The 15,981-nt window shown below is 56.5% G+C and carries 13 protein-coding genes; 2 read left to right on the plus strand and 11 right to left on the minus strand.

From position 1 onward, the window contains the following. The first annotated feature begins 23 nt into the window (after positions 1-23). Complete coding sequence (locus KBB36_RS13430; RefSeq protein WP_290981640.1) at positions 24-2,861, plus strand: YecA family protein; 2,838 nt, start codon at positions 24-26, stop codon at positions 2,859-2,861. A gap of 167 nt (positions 2,862-3,028) precedes the next feature. On the opposite strand, the gene KBB36_RS13435 is transcribed toward KBB36_RS13430, so the two are convergent. The 11 genes from KBB36_RS13435 to KBB36_RS13485 form a co-directional block, all read right to left on the minus strand. Next, positions 3,029-3,805: a hypothetical protein gene (locus KBB36_RS13435; protein WP_290981643.1), complete on the minus strand. Its 777-nt coding sequence runs from the start codon at positions 3,803-3,805 to the stop codon at positions 3,029-3,031. Between the two features lie 8 nt (positions 3,806-3,813). Beyond that, positions 3,814-6,813, minus strand: coding sequence for an N-6 DNA methylase (locus KBB36_RS13440; RefSeq protein WP_290981646.1), 3,000 nt, complete (start codon positions 6,811-6,813; stop codon positions 3,814-3,816). A 235-nt stretch (positions 6,814-7,048) separates the two neighbouring features. Next, on the minus strand, positions 7,049-7,501 hold the full coding sequence (locus KBB36_RS13445) for a copper chaperone PCu(A)C (protein ID WP_290981649.1): 453 nt from the start codon (positions 7,499-7,501) through the stop codon (positions 7,049-7,051). A 48-nt stretch (positions 7,502-7,549) separates the two neighbouring features. Then, positions 7,550-7,792 (minus strand): hypothetical protein, encoded by a 243-nt coding sequence (locus tag KBB36_RS13450; RefSeq protein WP_290981652.1) that lies wholly within the window; start codon positions 7,790-7,792, stop codon positions 7,550-7,552. A gap of 16 nt (positions 7,793-7,808) precedes the next feature. After that, entirely contained in the window at positions 7,809-9,251 is a 1,443-nt protein-coding gene (locus KBB36_RS13455) for a TolC family protein (RefSeq protein WP_290981654.1), read from the minus strand. Then, positions 9,251-9,562, minus strand: a complete 312-nt coding sequence (locus KBB36_RS13460) for a DUF3240 family protein (protein ID WP_290981657.1) — start codon at positions 9,560-9,562, stop codon at positions 9,251-9,253. Before KBB36_RS13460 ends, KBB36_RS13455 begins: the two co-directional genes overlap by 1 nt. Then, positions 9,559-12,645 carry a CusA/CzcA family heavy metal efflux RND transporter gene (locus tag KBB36_RS13465; RefSeq protein ID WP_290981659.1) on the minus strand — a complete coding sequence of 1,029 codons (3,087 nt, stop codon included), beginning with the start codon at positions 12,643-12,645 and terminating at the stop codon, positions 9,559-9,561. The genes KBB36_RS13460 and KBB36_RS13465 overlap by 4 nt, the downstream gene beginning before the upstream one ends. Next, positions 12,646-13,767 carry an efflux RND transporter periplasmic adaptor subunit gene (locus KBB36_RS13470; protein ID WP_290981662.1) on the minus strand — a complete coding sequence of 374 codons (1,122 nt, stop codon included), beginning with the start codon at positions 13,765-13,767 and terminating at the stop codon, positions 12,646-12,648. A 20-nt stretch (positions 13,768-13,787) separates the two neighbouring features. Continuing rightward, positions 13,788-14,414, minus strand: a complete 627-nt coding sequence (locus KBB36_RS13475) for a transmembrane anchor protein (protein WP_290981665.1) — start codon at positions 14,412-14,414, stop codon at positions 13,788-13,790. 17 nt (positions 14,415-14,431) lie between these two features. After that, complete coding sequence (locus tag KBB36_RS13480; protein ID WP_290981668.1) at positions 14,432-15,103, minus strand: HupE/UreJ family protein; 672 nt, start codon at positions 15,101-15,103, stop codon at positions 14,432-14,434. A gap of 107 nt (positions 15,104-15,210) precedes the next feature. Further along, on the minus strand, positions 15,211-15,615 hold the full coding sequence (locus KBB36_RS13485) for a hypothetical protein (RefSeq protein ID WP_290981671.1): 405 nt from the start codon (positions 15,613-15,615) through the stop codon (positions 15,211-15,213). 83 nt (positions 15,616-15,698) lie between these two features. Between KBB36_RS13485 and KBB36_RS13490 the strand changes: the two genes are divergently transcribed. Next, a complete protein-coding gene (locus KBB36_RS13490) occupies positions 15,699-15,980 on the plus strand; it encodes a metal-sensing transcriptional repressor (protein ID WP_290981674.1) in 282 nt (93 codons plus the stop codon). Position 15,981: the final 1 nt, after the last annotated feature.

Consider the following 15,981-nt stretch of genomic DNA (forward strand, 5'->3'; position numbering starts at 1 on the left):
CGGCGCAGTGGGGAACCAATGTCTTGGATCCGACGCAACTTGTTCGGATCGAGGCCGTGCATCGCGGCTTTCTTTTCCAGCATCTTTACACGGTTCAGTGCCTGCTATCGGCGGCAGCACTCTCAGCCCAGAGCATCAAAGTTGAAAGCGATGAAGATGTCGAGATGCTGTTCGAGGGGCGGCGTATCTACATCCAGGTAAAGCATAGAAAGCAATCTCTCATCTGGAATGATATTGAAAGTGCTATAAATCGCTTTGATGAGCTGCGCGACGCCCACCATCGAGGTGAACGCGAGGGGAAGCCCGAATTCCTCATCGTCAGCAACGCAGTTCCGAATGATCCTTTGTACGCCAAACTGGTCGCAGTCGACTGGCCGATCGACGTGCGGATCGATTGGCCATCGGCCGACATCACCGCACGGATCTTGCCTGCTCCACAAAGTTCACTTATGGAAGCGGCTCAAGCGGCTAACAAAATGGCTGAAAGCCTACCGTTTGCCACGCTGTCACCAGAGACTCTTGTTTGGAAACTGGCCGGTCTCGTTTCTCTTGCGGCTACCGGAGATGATAAGGGCCTGAATCACACCTTCCAAGCTAGAGATCTTCCACGCCTTTTCGAGCAACTTGTGTTGCAGTTGCAGTATCTACCATTGCCACCGCCTCTCTATCGGGTCCAACAGCACGAACCGGATCTTTCGACAGGTGAAAGGGTCAGGCTGATTGTTGGTTATTCGGGAGCCGGGAAGACGTCATGGCTGGCGCAATCTGCGCAACATGCGCCAGGTGCCATACTTTATCTCGACGTCGCCGATATACCTGGTCCTGCGCTCGCAAATGCTGTAGCTCGGGAAACCGCTAGCCGCCTCCTTAGGACCGGTCACCGCCTTGGAGAGGTATTTCTGCCTGGTGCCTCAGGGCGAGAAATCCTTCAGTTACTTTCTCGCCGGCTAGCTGAGCAGGGCGAGATAGTCACCGTCGCTTTGGACAATATTCACCAGCTTCCAGCAGATGACATAATAGGGGTGATTCAATCAGCGAGAGACATACGTTTTGTATTGCTAGGACGTCCTGAAGGTGAAGTTTCCTCCTTAGAAGCTGTTCTAGGCGTCACTCGCGAAGCTCTCCAGGGATGGTCAGCTGACACAGTGGCGGCAGCTGCACATATTGAGGATTGCCAAGGTGATGTTAGCGATTGCCAGCGCTTGATAGACCTCACCGGCGGCCTCCCACTCTTCGTTTTGAACGCGATTTCGATTGCAAAATCTGACTACGATGGTTCGTTAAAACGGCTAGGCATCGACCTTGCACGGTCAGCACATACCAAAGAGATGGCTCAAGATCTCATTTTGGGCCGAGTCTTCGAACGGTTGCCCAAAATCGTAGGAGAGGTTGCCGAATTGCTTAGCCTTTGCGACGCACCGTTGAAGCGCGAGGAAGCTCAGTCGTATGTTGCAGCTGCGGAGGGCCCCGATCAGACAGTCTTCGCTCGTACTCTTCGCCATCTGGTGAGTCAGGGTCTGCTCCAGACATTTGCTGATGATAGGATCAAGCTTCACGACGCGGCGCGCGCCGTAGGTAAAGGACGACTACTTCTCCACGGCGCCGAGAGTGTAAAGGCGCAACAAGAAGCATTGAGAGCCGTTGTCCAGAAGAGCCTCTTAGAAAACTGGCATCCGGCGAAGCTTTCGCTCTTCCTCCGACTTAGCGGACAAGTTGGCCGTCTTGATATACTGGTCGAGATGGCGACAGAAGAGCTTTTCCACGAAATGGGGGTATGGCCTGAGGTTGAAGCTTACCTCGAACGCGGCGCGCAGGATGCAAAAGTTCCCGCCATGCAGCGACTTAAGGCATTGGATGGACTGGCTTTCGCCGCCATGAAGGTCAATTCTGATCGCGCTGTATTGTGGCTCGATCAAATGGACGCCCTAATCACGGCTCACGATCTTGGGGCCGAAGAACGACTCCGCGCAGGCATGAAGCGAATGAACCTATTAGCCGATATAGGTGATCGGCAGGGCGCCATGCGTCTAGTGGATACTCTCAGACCCATCATAAGAGACCTCCCTTTAGGTCATCAACGTGTATTCAGATACAATGTCGCTTGTGCAGAGCTCGCGTTGGGCGACGCGGATGCAGCAACCAGACTAATCCAACCTCTGATCAGTGAATATTATGAACTGATTGGCCTCACACCTGCGATGGTGATGGGAAGAAATGCGCCAGACCTGTTCCCAATGTTGAGAAAAGGTGTAGATGCAGACGACATCAAGCACCTTGCAGACTCTCTAGATGTGCTTGCAAAAGCACTTGACGCTTTGGGCCAACCTTCGCCATTTTCTCGCATCCATGCCTTGAAGTTTTATGATCTGGCGCGCGCTCCAGAGTCTCTGTTCCGAGTGGGACAAGATCTCGTTGATCAGTTCGTACGTCGACATGACTTTGATGGCGCCCTCAATATGATGGAGACCATTGTCTTACCCCAACTGCGGCAATGGAAATTGGCCGATTATCTGGTTCCAGTCCGCTCCCAGTATGCGGTTGTTCTTGCCTACTGTGAACGATACTCCGAGGCCGAAGCTGAGATGGAACGGCTTGAGCCCTACAAGACCAGTCTTCCACCTGCGAGACAGAGCGAATTTGAGAGCCAGCGAAATCTGATAGAAGAACTTCGGACGTGGGGACCGCCACCCAAATGGGTGCCTCCTCCCGGCCTGCTCGAAAGGGCTGCGAGACTTATTGGAAGAGCAGTGTCGGCTCCAGATGCACCAGGGCGCTCAGGCAAGCGCAAGCCTCGACGGAATGAACGCTGCCTTTGTGGATCAGGCAAGAAATTCAAAAATTGCCATGGTCGTCAGAACTGACATGGCTGCACGGCCATACGCATTTTATTTCTAAATATCCAGTCGGCCGAACGATTGCCGCCTAAAATCCCTCAGACCATCCAGTCGGCGGTACAATGTCGAAGCGCGATAATTCGAATTTCTCAACGGCACTATATTCGATATATCGCACAGGATTTGAGGAAATTTTAGCGCCCCGGCGGATCGCTATCAAACTCCAAGACCAAATGGAAGACAATGGTCTCTTTTCTTCCCTGCTTATTGCTGCAGTTATAAGGAACTCGAGAAAAAAGCGTTTCCTGTGCCGTAAAATCAAGCTGATGCTTAAAACTCTCTACAGGGGGCACACTCGCCGCCATCGCAGCACCGATCTTATCGGCCCATGCAGAACGACTTTCCGTCACAGTATATGCTAACATCCCTCCGATTTCATGAATGGTATATGGCTCTGTGGGATCCGAGAATCTTTTTATCCCCCGATCGGATAGATACGCATTCGTAATTTCAGCATCCTTTACCAGCACTTTGGCTTCAATACGGAGATCAATACTTTCAGAGCCAACTCTATAAATTCGAATATCTGTAGGTTTCGCGAACTTACCGATGCCCTTTTTCTTCTTTCGCGGCTGCTCCACCGCAAACTGCAGGTCCGCAATGTACGAGAGGCCACTTAGCTGAGGGTGTTCGCCCAGGATGATCTCTTGACGGAGAGATTCAATTTCATCAATCAGAGCTTCTGAAATTGCTTCTTCACTTGGCACACGAATTTTGAGGCCTTTTTTTATCGATACATTCTTGCTTCGCCACCATCCATCGAGGTCTGCGTACCGATCATGTGATGCCAATCTAACGCGCTTCTCTGCTTCATGAATTAGGCAAGCGACCGCCTGGACTATGGATTCCCATAGAAGTTCTCGCGCTACATTTGGCACTGGATTCAAGGATGAAAGTGCTGCCTGCAGCATGATGATAATTATGCCCCCGCGCGAAAAATTTCTTCGGAAATGGCTCTAGCGTCTGAGAACGCTTGCTCAATAGTCCATGCGACGCGCGTCCAAGGCTTTGAGATACTCACCTGAGACCGCACCAAATCAAATGAGATATCTGCCAGGGGACTGAAACGTGACGGCAATTCGACAGGAATATCAACATTCATTCCTTCGGGCCGCTCCGTTTGATCTACCTTCCTTCCAATATGGATGCTGATCTGCGCAAGGAACTTTTCGTCGGATGGAGCACGGAACTCCTGTTGTAGGGACGCCTTCTGGCCAAAATGGATGGACAGCTGCTCGTCAAGCATCAACTTATAGTGCGCTACCGAAGCAGCGCTTGGCGCACCCAGACCCGCCTCAGGTATCTGGGCATCCTCATAACCATTCCTGAAGGAAGAATATTCCTCAACACAATCCACGAACGTCTTCTCGAGGCCAATTTTGGCCGCAAAAAGCTTCGTCAGATGATCATCGCCCATATTCACAATGTCATTGGCGCTATCAGCAAATGGGAAAGGAATGTCACATAGATCGTTCTTCTCCAGCCGGGTACGGTCGAGAATCCACGTCTTCCCATACAAAGCATACATATAGCGCGCCACTTTGGAATTCAGGAATCGAGCGATAGCAGCCATGGCCGCCGTCGCTTTTCTCCCATCAACGGCCTTCGAATATATCGCGTTAAAGCTCGACCCAAAGGCAATCGGTTTCTCGACGACAAAGATTTCATTCATATGCCGCGGAATCAGAACAATATTTCCGGCGAACATTCTCTCAAATGATGGCGACGGAGAATATGTCTGGAGCTTTTCGTGGTCATAATTTGCAAACCCCAGGCCGCCAATGCCCAGTTTCTGCATATAATCCGTGGCTCCAAGTAAAAGCCCCTTCGGGATACCCGTTTGAGATGGACTCCCCCCCCGACCAATCGCAAATCCAGATTCGCGGATGAAGTGAGATAGGCTGCTCTGTCGGCGCTCCGCCCATAGTTTAAGATGGCCATAGAACCGTCGATCAATTGGGCGCAGCATCAATGCCTCAAACCAAGCATCCTCTCGTCGCGCAAAGTCGCGCACGCGGTAATGCTCGATATCCAGTGCAGAAACGACGATTGACCAAAGATGCCCACGCTGACCTATGGGCTGCGACGAAAGGAGAGGAGAGTACACCCATGTCGTGTCTATGGGATCTGGCCGCTTCGCCTCTGCAAACACAGCCAGCGCCGGGCTTCTTGCACCGGAAAACAATCGGTATCTAAAGTGGGATAGGTTGGCCACACCTACCAACTTCATTTGTTTTGCCAGAGCAGAAGGGAAACTCGCTGCAGTTCTGGCAACAAAACTACGGGTCGATATTAGCACCCCCATAACGCCATTGGCTTTGAGCAAATCGCACTTAATCTTCCAGATGAAGAGCTCGGAAAGGCGCTTGTTGGCAACTGGATGGTCAGAGCCATCAAGCGCCTCATAGAAAGCAAGAGCTGGACCGAAATTCGAGGTACGTTGTTCGTCCGCATCTGCAGTGCGCTTGATGTTAGTTCTACCCGAATGCGCGCCGAATGTACCCCAAGGAGGATTACCGACTACATGAGAGTACCGATAAGCGTTAGGCGCACTTTCAATAGTAAAAACATCTTGATCCAAGACATTTTTGTCTAATGGAGGGAACACTTTTTTTCGGCCAGCCAACTTGCGCAATTCAACAATTGAAGCGCTCTGAACGTAGTCAAGCAAGGTAAGATACAAGCTGAAACGCGCAACATTTGCCGCTTGTGGATTTCGTTCGATTCCAAAGATACAAGATTCCAGAAGAGCTCTTGCCTTCTGAAAGTGCGCGGCTTTCCATCGATTTTGGCGCAGCGATCTTTCAATCACCCGCCGGTAGGCACCTACTAAGAAAATCCCTGATCCAGCAGCTGGATCCAGAATGCGGCTTGAAGCCCCAAAAGGACGAATCCGGTCAACCTCATCCAGTACATAGTCAACCAGATAGGGTGGTGTATAAAATGCACCATCCTCATCCTTTGCATCCGGAGACTCTATGAGCAGGAAAAGCTCATATATTGCGGATATGGTTTCCGTCCTAAGAGTCGCAAAAGATACGTTCAGAAAACCCAGCTGTCTCCCACCCTCCAGCTGATCGCCATGCCTTATGACGCGTCGGACGAGATGAAGCAGTTTAGACGGCACAATGCGACGCTCAGTCGCTTTTATCGGAAAAATGGTACCGTTCAATACACCGTCAATACAGTCAAATAGCTCCCATACCTCTCGAGCAGGCCAAGCGCTATCATCCGCACCATTTTCGTCGACTAGGGATTTCGCAATGGTTGGACAGAGTGGCTGACCCAACTCATTTCTCAGACTGTTCATCCAGCCAGGCGTAACAACACCACGATCAATCAGAATGAAGAGATAGATAAATCTTCCAATGACCGAATTCACTAGAACCGGACGATCATCAAGTTCGGGGAATTGATCGCAGACGGTCTTGTTTAGCGCTTTAATTGCCGTCAATAGCGCATTGTCTACGCGCGCGCTTCTATCAATCATGAAATCGCCCCACACTACTGAACTCGCCAACGCAGTAGAGGTGAGGGAAGTAAGCTCTACAGGGATTGCTGAGCCATCCAGCTTGTCCCAACTGATAGAAACAGGCTTGGCCGTTGGGGGCCCCAAGCTTTTTCGAATCTGCAAACCACCTGGAGTGGCTATCAAGAGAAGTGGAACGACCCCCTGGCTCCAAACCAGTCGATGAATTCTATCGGCATCTTTGTCATCGAAGGCGATTGCAAAATAAAGAATCGGAGAATAGGCAACTGGAGAAGATGTGCGGCTCTTTGCAAACCCGAAAACCGCGTGAACACCGATTGTTTCAAATGCCTGACGAACAATATGCCTGCTCGAGGAAAAACCATAATCGGCCCACTTCCGAATCAGTCCCTCTCCACCCATCTGGAGCCGTGCAATCGCCCGCTCCATGAGTTGCGCCACTATTAGCTTCGAGTCTGTCGATCCAGGCATGGGCGAACAAGAACATTCTAAAAACAATTCCTATTGATTCTCACTCGGAAGGCAATATAAGTCATTATAATTATTGATTGAATCGAAAGATTGTAAATTGTTCAGGTTGTTCAGGGGGTTAGCCTGCTTTTCTCAATAAGTCACCAAAGGGTTTGCCCCCTCGGTGAACACAAAAAGGCATCGAATCGGATGGTTAATGCCCTGCCTTGCCCTGGCCCACCAGTACCTGAATCCGCTTCTCACGGCCGTCGGCAAAATCAAGGAGAGCCTCGAGGCTCTCCCCAGCAATCAATGTCCGGTTCAGAGCCAATAGGCGTATGCGGGCGCCATCCCTCAGATCCAGCAATTCGCCTGGTGGTATAGCTATGGACGTGATCGGCACAAAGCGCTCGGCCTCTACCTTCACCTCGATCTGGCTGGCTTCGGCCACATCAATATGCAGCCCCATAAACTGCCGCATCGAAGCGCCATTATTCTCTATGGCCAAGCGCACCAACGTATCGTCTCCGCGCCGCGCCGGTTCCGCGTAGGCATGATGGATTGTCAATGTACCGACTTCGTCCGGGTGTCCCCACGCCGCGTCACCGCACACCCACAACAGCGCCAGTATTCCCACCAGAATGGCTTTACCTATTTTGATCACCATCACTTCCTCAATAAAAAACCAAATCGACTGCCCGAGTAGGCCGAAGGCCTATTCCATAAAGTGCTCAAGACTCTTTGCCCGCCGGTAGGGCTTGGCGCCCGGCGGCGGCGCGCTGGCACGCAGCAGCACCCTCGCGAAGCATTCCTTGCCTTCCTGTGTCTCAGGGGCAAAGCCCTTCTCGGCGCAGTCCTGCCGGATGCCGGCATGATACTCACGCTGCCATTGCTCCGTGCTGCAGCCAGCAGTCAGCAGAAGTGCTGCGAGCAAGATGGTGGATACGTAGCTTGTCATCGCAGGCTCCTGAGGGTCATTGCTTCACCTCGGAGAGTCTCGTTCGGACGAGAGCACTGGTTTCCAGCTCGAACAGCGGCTGCTGCAGGGCATCTTCCAGCATTTCGAGCGCCTGGCGCTGCTGAACGCCTGCCTCGTATTTGGCCAGCTCAGCAACACCGATCTCGATATCGGCCGACATCACGGTCGAGCGGTCGAGCTCTCCGAGCTGGACGCCCCGCTGCAGTTGCCGGCGCCGGTCGGTCTGGCTGGAAAGCTGGTTGTTGGCCAGCTCCGCCATGCGCATCGAAGCGCGGTGGTTTGTCAGCGCCGTATCGATTGCTGCAATGATCTGGGCCTGCAATGCCGTGAAACGGGCGGCCGCCTCCCGCCGGCGTGCCGTCATCTCGGCGATCGGCCCCTGATTCTGACCAAAGATCGGCAACTCGCCGCCAATCTCGAAGGAGTATTTATGCTCCCCCTGATCATAGGTATAGCCAGGTCCCAAGGTGAGGCTGGAGAATTGCTTGGCGATTTCCAAACGCAAGGCTCCCTGGGCCGCTTCGTATTCGGCAAGCAATGCCAGCACATCGCTGCGGCTTTCCAAGGCGGCACGCCGAAGATCTGGGGCCGCTATGGACGCAATCCGCACTTGGGCAGCTGGCATCTCGATCTCCACCAAGCGCGGCTCGATATTCGCCAGCGCCTTCAATGGCACGCCGATAGCCGACGCCAGCTTGGCTCGTGCTTCCTCGGCCTGGCGGCCGGCTTCGGCCGCGGCAAGCCGTAACTGGTTAAGATTGATCCGCTCGCGCGACACATCCAGGGACGTTGCCTCGCCCACAATGAAGCGCCTCTCAAGGACGCTGACAAACTGCTCCTGCAGGTCTGCGCGTTTGCTGACCAGATCCTGACGGCCTTGGGCCGCCCAAAGTGCCAGCAATGCCGAACGCACTTGCCCGCGCACCTGCCATGAGGCCGTGGCTAGGTCATGACGCGCCGCTTCCACCATGCTCTCGGACTGGGCGATCTTAGCATCCCGCTGGCCCGTGGCATCGACCAGGAAGCTGACGGCTGCACCAATGGTCCAGGGCGAAGGCGTGGATACCGTCTGGTTGAAGGACGGCAGGAAACTGAGGATCGGATTTGGCCGTTGCTTGGCGGTCTGCACGCTGGCTTCCGCCACCGCCAGCTTGGCGCGGGACAATTCGATATCCGGGTGGAAGTACAATGCTGCAAGGGTGAGATTGGGGAGGTTCCAGTCTCCTGCCCTGGCGCCAGGCTTGGCTGCCTCAATGAAGCGCGCGAGGCGCTGATCATCAAGACTGCGGGTTTCAAGCGCCACAGCGGTTTCCGCGGCTACAATCGGGCTGGCCTTGTATTCCGCGCAGCCGGCCAGAAACACGGCAGTGCCTGCCAGCATACATAGCGCGGCGCTTCTGCGGCCACCCTTCCGGTCCTTATAGTCGATCAGTCGCATCAGATTTCCCCTGCATCGGATATGGTATTCAGCCGGTACACGACACCGCGCCCCGGCATGGCCTGCTTGATCTCATCAAGCACAGCACTGGCCTCTGTCTCTTGCACGATCACGACAACCTCCACGCCCTGTACCCGGCCATGGACCCGTTCCATGGCCGTGCGATAGGTGATGTTGGCGCCGTAGGCGTTGATATCGCGGATGGTGAAACCAGCGCTGGCAGCAACCGGGTTCGCCAGCAGGATATCAGCCAGCTTCTCCTCGAATGCCTTCGGCACCAGAAGGGTCAGACATGCTTGTTGCGTTGTCATGCGATGGCCTCGCGGCTGGAAGTACCGAAACGGCGATAGAGGACAGGCAGTACCACGAGCGTCAGCAAGGTGGAGCTGACAATGCCGCCGATCACCACGATGGCCAGGGGGCGCTGCACTTCCGAGCCAGGGCCCGTTGCGAATAGCAACGGCAAGAGCCCGAAGGCGGTGATACTGGCCGTGAGCAGCACGGGCCGCATTCGGCGCAAAGCGCCATCCACGACCAGAATTGCCTGGGCGACGCCTTCCTCACGCAGCTGGTTGAAATAACTGACCAGCACCAATCCATTCAGGACCGCAATGCCAAGCAAGGCGATGAAGCCAACCGAGGCTGGAACCGACAGATACTCACCCGAAATCCAGAGGGCGAAGACGCCGCCGATCATCGCGAACGGGATGTTCACGAAGACCAGCACTGCCTGGCGCACCGACGAGAAGGTGGCGAACAGAATGATGAAGATCAGCCCAAGGGCGATCGGCACCACGATCTGAAGCCGCGCCGCGGCACGCTGCTGGTTCTCGAACTGGCCGCCCCACTTCAGGCTATAGCCTGCCGGCAGCGGCACATCCTTCGCCACGGCCGCCTTAGCCTCTTCAACGAAGCCGACGAGATCACGGCCCTGCACATTGCTCTGCACGATAGCCATGCGCAGTCCGCTTTCGCGGTCGATCTTCACCGAACCGTCGATCCGCTCCAGGGTGGCTACCGAAGAAAGCGGGATGGAACGGCCGTCATCCAGGATGATGTTCAGGTTGGAAAACAGCGCAGGCGACTGCCGGATGGCTTCCGTACCCCTGAGAATGATCGGAGTGCGGCGGCCGTCCTCGAGAACGATACCGAGATCCTGGCCGACAATCTGCGCCCGCAGGGAGCCGGCAATGTCATCCACACTCAAGCCATAACGCCCGGCACTCATGCGGTCGACCTTGACGCTGAGATACTGCACGCCCTCGTTAAGGGTGGTGAAGACATCTTCGCTGCCGGATATGCCCTGCAGGCGGGCGGTGATCTGCTCCGCCAGGCGGTTCAGGGTTGGAATATCCGAGCCGAAAATCTTCACCGCGACATCGCCGCGAACGCCGATGATCATCTCCTGCACACGCATATCGATCGGCTGCGTGAAGCTGTAGGAGATGCCGGGCAACTGATTGAGCGCCCGGCGCAGTTCGGACATCATCCATTCCTTGTCTTGCTTCCGCCATTCCGACTCCGGCTTCAGGATCAGGTAGGTATCCGTCTGGTTCAGGCCCATCGGATCGAGGCCCAGTTCATCCGAGCCCGCCCGCGCCACGATGCTGATGACCTCGGGAACCTCCCGCATCAGCATCTGATGGATTTTCAGATCGATGGCGGCGGTTTCCTCCAGGCTGACCGAAGGCAGCTTCTCGATACCGACAATAATGCTCCCCTCATCCATGGTCGGCATGAAGGTCTTGCCGATCTGGGTGAACACGCCAGCGGTGGCGAACAAAAGCGCCGCGCCGGCGATCAGCACCGGGCGCTCATGATTGAGCGCCCAGCGCAAGGTGGGCAGGTAAATCCCCGACGCCTTGCGGACCAGCCAGGGATCGGAATGGCCCTTCCGCTTCAGGATGAAGGAGGCAAGAACCGGCAGAACCGTCAGCGACAGCAGCAGCGAGCTGCTGAGCGCGAAGACGATTGCCAGGGCCACCGGCACGAACAGCTTCCCTTCCAGCCCCTGCAAAGTGAGCAGCGGCAGGAAAACGATGATGATGATCGCAATGCCGGACGCCACCGGCACCACAACCTCCTTGGTGGCCCGGAATATGGTATTCAGCAGCGGCGCATTCGCCGCGCCCCGGTCATGCTCGAGATGGGAAACTACATTCTCGACCACCACGATGGCGGCATCGATCAGCATGCCGATGGCGATCGCCAGGCCGCCGAGGCTCATGAGGTTGGCCGAAAGGCCGGTCCAGCGCATCAGCAGGAAGGTCGCCAAGGCCGCCAGAGGCAAGGTAAGCGCCACGACGAAAGCGGCCCGCCAGTCTCCCAGGAACAGGAGCAGGAGGATCAGCACCAGGACGATGGCCTCGAGCAGAGCTTTCGACACGGTGCCGACAGCACGGTCGACCAGGCTGCTGCGGTCATAGAATGTCTCGATGGTCACGCCCGGGGGCAATGTGGGCTGCAGCTCCGTCAGCTTCTGCTGCACGGCATTGACAACCTCACGGGCATTGGCACCCCGCAGGCCAAGCACCAGGCCCTGTACGGCCTCGCCTTTGCCATCCTTGGTGACGACGCCGTAGCGTGTGACGCTGCCGATCTTGACGGTTGCGACATCGCCTAGCCGGACAACGCTGGAGCCATTGGACGCCACCACGATGGCACTCAGGTCATCGAGCGTCGCAATGTTGCCCTCGGCCCGGACGAGCAGGACTTCCTCGCCTTCGCTCAGCCGTCCGGCACCGTCATTACGGTTATTCGCCTCAATGGCCTTGCGGAGCTTCTCCACTGAAACGCCATAGGCTGACATCGCAGCATTATTGGGAACCACCTCGAAGCTCCGGACCAGGCCGCCCAAGGCGTTCACATCGGCAACGCCAGGAAGGGTCCGCAGCGCCGGCCGGATCACCCAATCGAGCAGCGTGCGGCGTTCGGTCAGCGACAGGTCACCGCCCTCGATGGTGAACATGAACATTTCGCCAAGCGGCGTGGTGATGGGCGCCAGGCCACCGCTGATTCCGGTCGGCAAATCCTTCGAGATACTGGCCAGGCGCTCCGCCACCTGATTGCGCGCCCAATAAATATCCACCCCTTCCTCGAAATCGATGGTGACATCGGTCAGGGCGTATTTGGTCACCGAGCGCACGATCCGCTTATTTGGAATTCCGAGCATCTCGATTTCGATGGGCGCTGTGATGCGCGCTTCAACTTCCTCCGGCGTCATACCCGGAGCCTTCATGATCACCTTCACCTGAACGGGGGATACATCCGGGTAAGCGTCGATCGGTAATTGCCTGAAGGCATAGGCGCCGCCGGCGATCAGCATGATTGTCAGCAGCAGGACAAAGAGGCGCTGCGCCAGTGAATATTCTACGATCCTTGCCAGTTGGGACATTTACTCGCCCCCACCGAGGCCACGCATCGCGCCCTTCAGGGCCACGAGGCCGCGAACCGCGATCTTGTCTTCACCGCTCAGCTCACCCGTGATCATGGTAATGTCGGTCGACTCATGCTGAACCTGCACGGCGACGGGCTGGTAGCCGCTCTCGATTTCCTTCAGCACGAACACATCGCTTCCCATGCGGACGAGCGAGGCGGGCGGCACATTCCAGTATTTGAGGTCACGGCCCTGGGCGAATTGCACCCGCGTTTCGACAAACTGGCCAGGGCGCAGCTTCGCATCCTGATTGTCGATCTCGGCGCGCACCGTGATCGCCTGGCTGGTAGCATCCACCGTGCTGCCGATGGCAGTGATCTTGCCCTTGGCATCTACGCCCGGGATGATCACCTCGGCGCCCAGTTCAACACGGCTGATCTGCGCCGCTGGAACCTGTACCTCGAGCCAGAGCACGGAAAGCTGCGCAATCTTCAGCAACGCGCCACCAGCCTCAATATTCTGGCCGACCGAAGCCGCTACGTCGATGACAGCGCCCTCCATCGGCGATTGAACCGTGATGGCGCCCACAGGCACCCGGCTCGCCGCGAGAGCGGCAATGGCCGAATCCGCCATGCCGGTCATCTGCAGAGCAAGCCGGCGCTCGGCGGTCGCCGCGGTCGCATTCGTGAGTTCGTTACGGGTGGCCATAACCTGCTTAGGCGACACCACGCGGTCCTGAGACAGCGCCTGCTCGCGTCCCAGCGTCTCACGCAGATACTGCTCCTGCGAAACGGACTGGATGTATTCGAGCTGCGCCTTCAGGAGTTCAGGGCTCGTGATCTGCGCCAGCGGCTGGCCTTGCCTGACCATCTGCTCCGGCGCCACCAGCAGGGTTTCGATGCGGCCGCCCATGATGGCGCCTACATGCCGGGTCTTCTGCGGCGGGATAACGACACGGGCCAGGAAACCCTGGCTAGCGGCGCCTGCGGTCTGCGACAGCACGGCGGTCTCGATCCCAACCAGCTTGGCCTGGTCCTTGGTGATCTTGAGCGGCTCGGCCGCGAAGGCGGCCGGATTGCCTAGAATGCCAGCCACCACGATTACCGCGGCGCCTGACAGCATTACATTTCGATAGTTCATTTCTTGCTTCCCGGGTTCGGTTAGAGTACGCGCTTCATGGCGGCAAACTGGCCGCTTGCCTTGAGCACCACCTTCACTTCCGCCTTGGTGCGGTTGCGCCAGAACCAGCCATGGTTGCCATCGAAGGCAGCCGTGAGGGTGTTCTGGTCCTTCGCAATGCCGCGCCCTTTCTTGTAGCTGATCGATTTGCCGGGGGCGTCGCCATGGAGGTCATAGTTCACCTCGTCGGTGGCGACCCAGGTATAGGCAGCCTTGTCGCCCTGCTTCATCTCCAGCTTCACTTCCGCCCCCTGGCCTGGCTGCAAAACGATCTCCATCTCGGCGACCTTGGTTGCCGGAGCGGGCTGCGCCTGGGCGGAGCGGATGAAGAAGCTCCCCAGGCTCGAGCGGCGCTCAGGCGCCGGCGCGGCATTCTGCTGGTCGCGGCGGAGATCCTCTTCGGCCTCCTTGGCCAGCTGCTGCTTGATCTCCCCCACCTCGGTGAGGCGGAGCATGCGGCCGATACCTGTCGGATCGATGGCGTACTCGGCCGGCAGGACAATCGTGATGAGGATGGCCGCGGCGGCCAGGATCGCGATGATGGTCGAGCGGATCAGCTGCTTGGTGCTGGGGAGCTCGGCGCGGGTTGGCATATCGGTGTTGTACATGGGTGTTCCTCAATGTCTCAGGAGGTGAAATAGCCGGTGAGCTGAAGACCGATCAGGATGAAGCCTGCGGTCATCATCACGACGTTTGCGGTGTAGGCATGGCGCAGGAAACTGGGCGTCCTGCGCCAGTAGCCCATGGCGATGAGAATAGCGGACAGCGCCAGAAGCTGGCCGATCTCGACCCCGACATTGAAGGCGATCAGATTGGGCAGCAGGCCATCTGGGGATATGTCGTAGTCGATGATCTTCGAGGCCAGGCCGAAGCCATGGAACAGGCCGAAGATCAGCGTCACCAGCTTGGTATCGGGCTGGTAATTGAACCAGCGCTGGAAGGCACCGAGATTATCCAGCGCCTTATAGACGATCGAGAAGGCGATGATGGCATCGATCAGATAGCTGTTGATGCCGAAATCGAAATAAACGCCGAGCAGCATCGTCGAGGAATGCCCGAGCGCGAAAAGGCTGACATAGATAGCAATCTGCTTCATCCGGTAGAGGAAGAAGATGACGCCGAACAGAAACAGGATGTGGTCGTATCCCGTCACCATATGCTTGGCACCGAGATAGGTGAAAGGCAGCAGCAGAACGCCGCTTACCTCCTGGATATAGCCTTTATCGCCATCGGCGACGGCATGGGCGAAAGCAGTGCTGCTGACCAGAACAGCGAGAAGGGTGGCCAGAACAGGCATGGATAGCCGGCGGCATATGGATGCCAAGCGCGGCATACCCTTGCAAAAGGGTACTTGCATGGAAATAGACCTTCTTCAGGTAAAAGTGCTCGCAAAAGCGACGGCAATTACGCGAAGAAGATCGGTTTCGGCGGACGGTCGAGCTGGAAGTGGGGTTTGATAACGCCGAATGACGGCGGGTCGCCCCGCCAATCATGCCCGAACGCGAAGAACATCGAGGTCGGGGCCGGCGGAATGCTGGCCGTTACATGGGAGTGATCGGCCGCATTATGGGCGTGCTTATGAGCCGGCTTCTGAGGATTCTTATCGCCGTCTTCCTCGTCTTCATCATGGGAATGACCATCATGGTGATGATCGGCGCCGGCGCCAATACTGGCATGATGCGCGGAATCGGTAATGGCCACGCTTGCATGATGCGAGAAGGCAATGCCGATGGCCGACAGGATAAGCGCAACCGTCACCGCAAATGCGATGAAGGGCCGAACTGCTCTCCTGCGCTTCCAAACCAGCATGGGTGCGATCTTAACAGAGTGAACTGGCGTAGCCAATCATGACAGGTCTTGTCATATCCCCTCCAGGGGGATAGTGTCAAGCCATGAGCGAGCACACCCATCTTCACGCCACCCACCCCGAAATCGTCAAGCGGCTGCGCCGGGCGGAGGGGCATCTGCGCGGTGTCGTGGAGATGATCGAGGCCGGGCGGGGCTGCCTGGATGTTGCGCAGCAACTCCATGCCGTGGAGAAAGCCATCAGCCAGGCCAAGAAGACTTTGATCCAGGACCATCTCGATCATTGCCTGGAAGACGTGGTTGGCGCATTGCCGCGCAGCCAGCGCCGCACCATCGACGAATTCAAGGAAATCGCCAAATACCTCTGAA

The sequence above is a fragment of the Ferrovibrio sp. genome, from assembly GCF_017994015.1.
Lineage (GTDB): Bacteria > Pseudomonadota > Alphaproteobacteria > Ferrovibrionales > Ferrovibrionaceae > Ferrovibrio.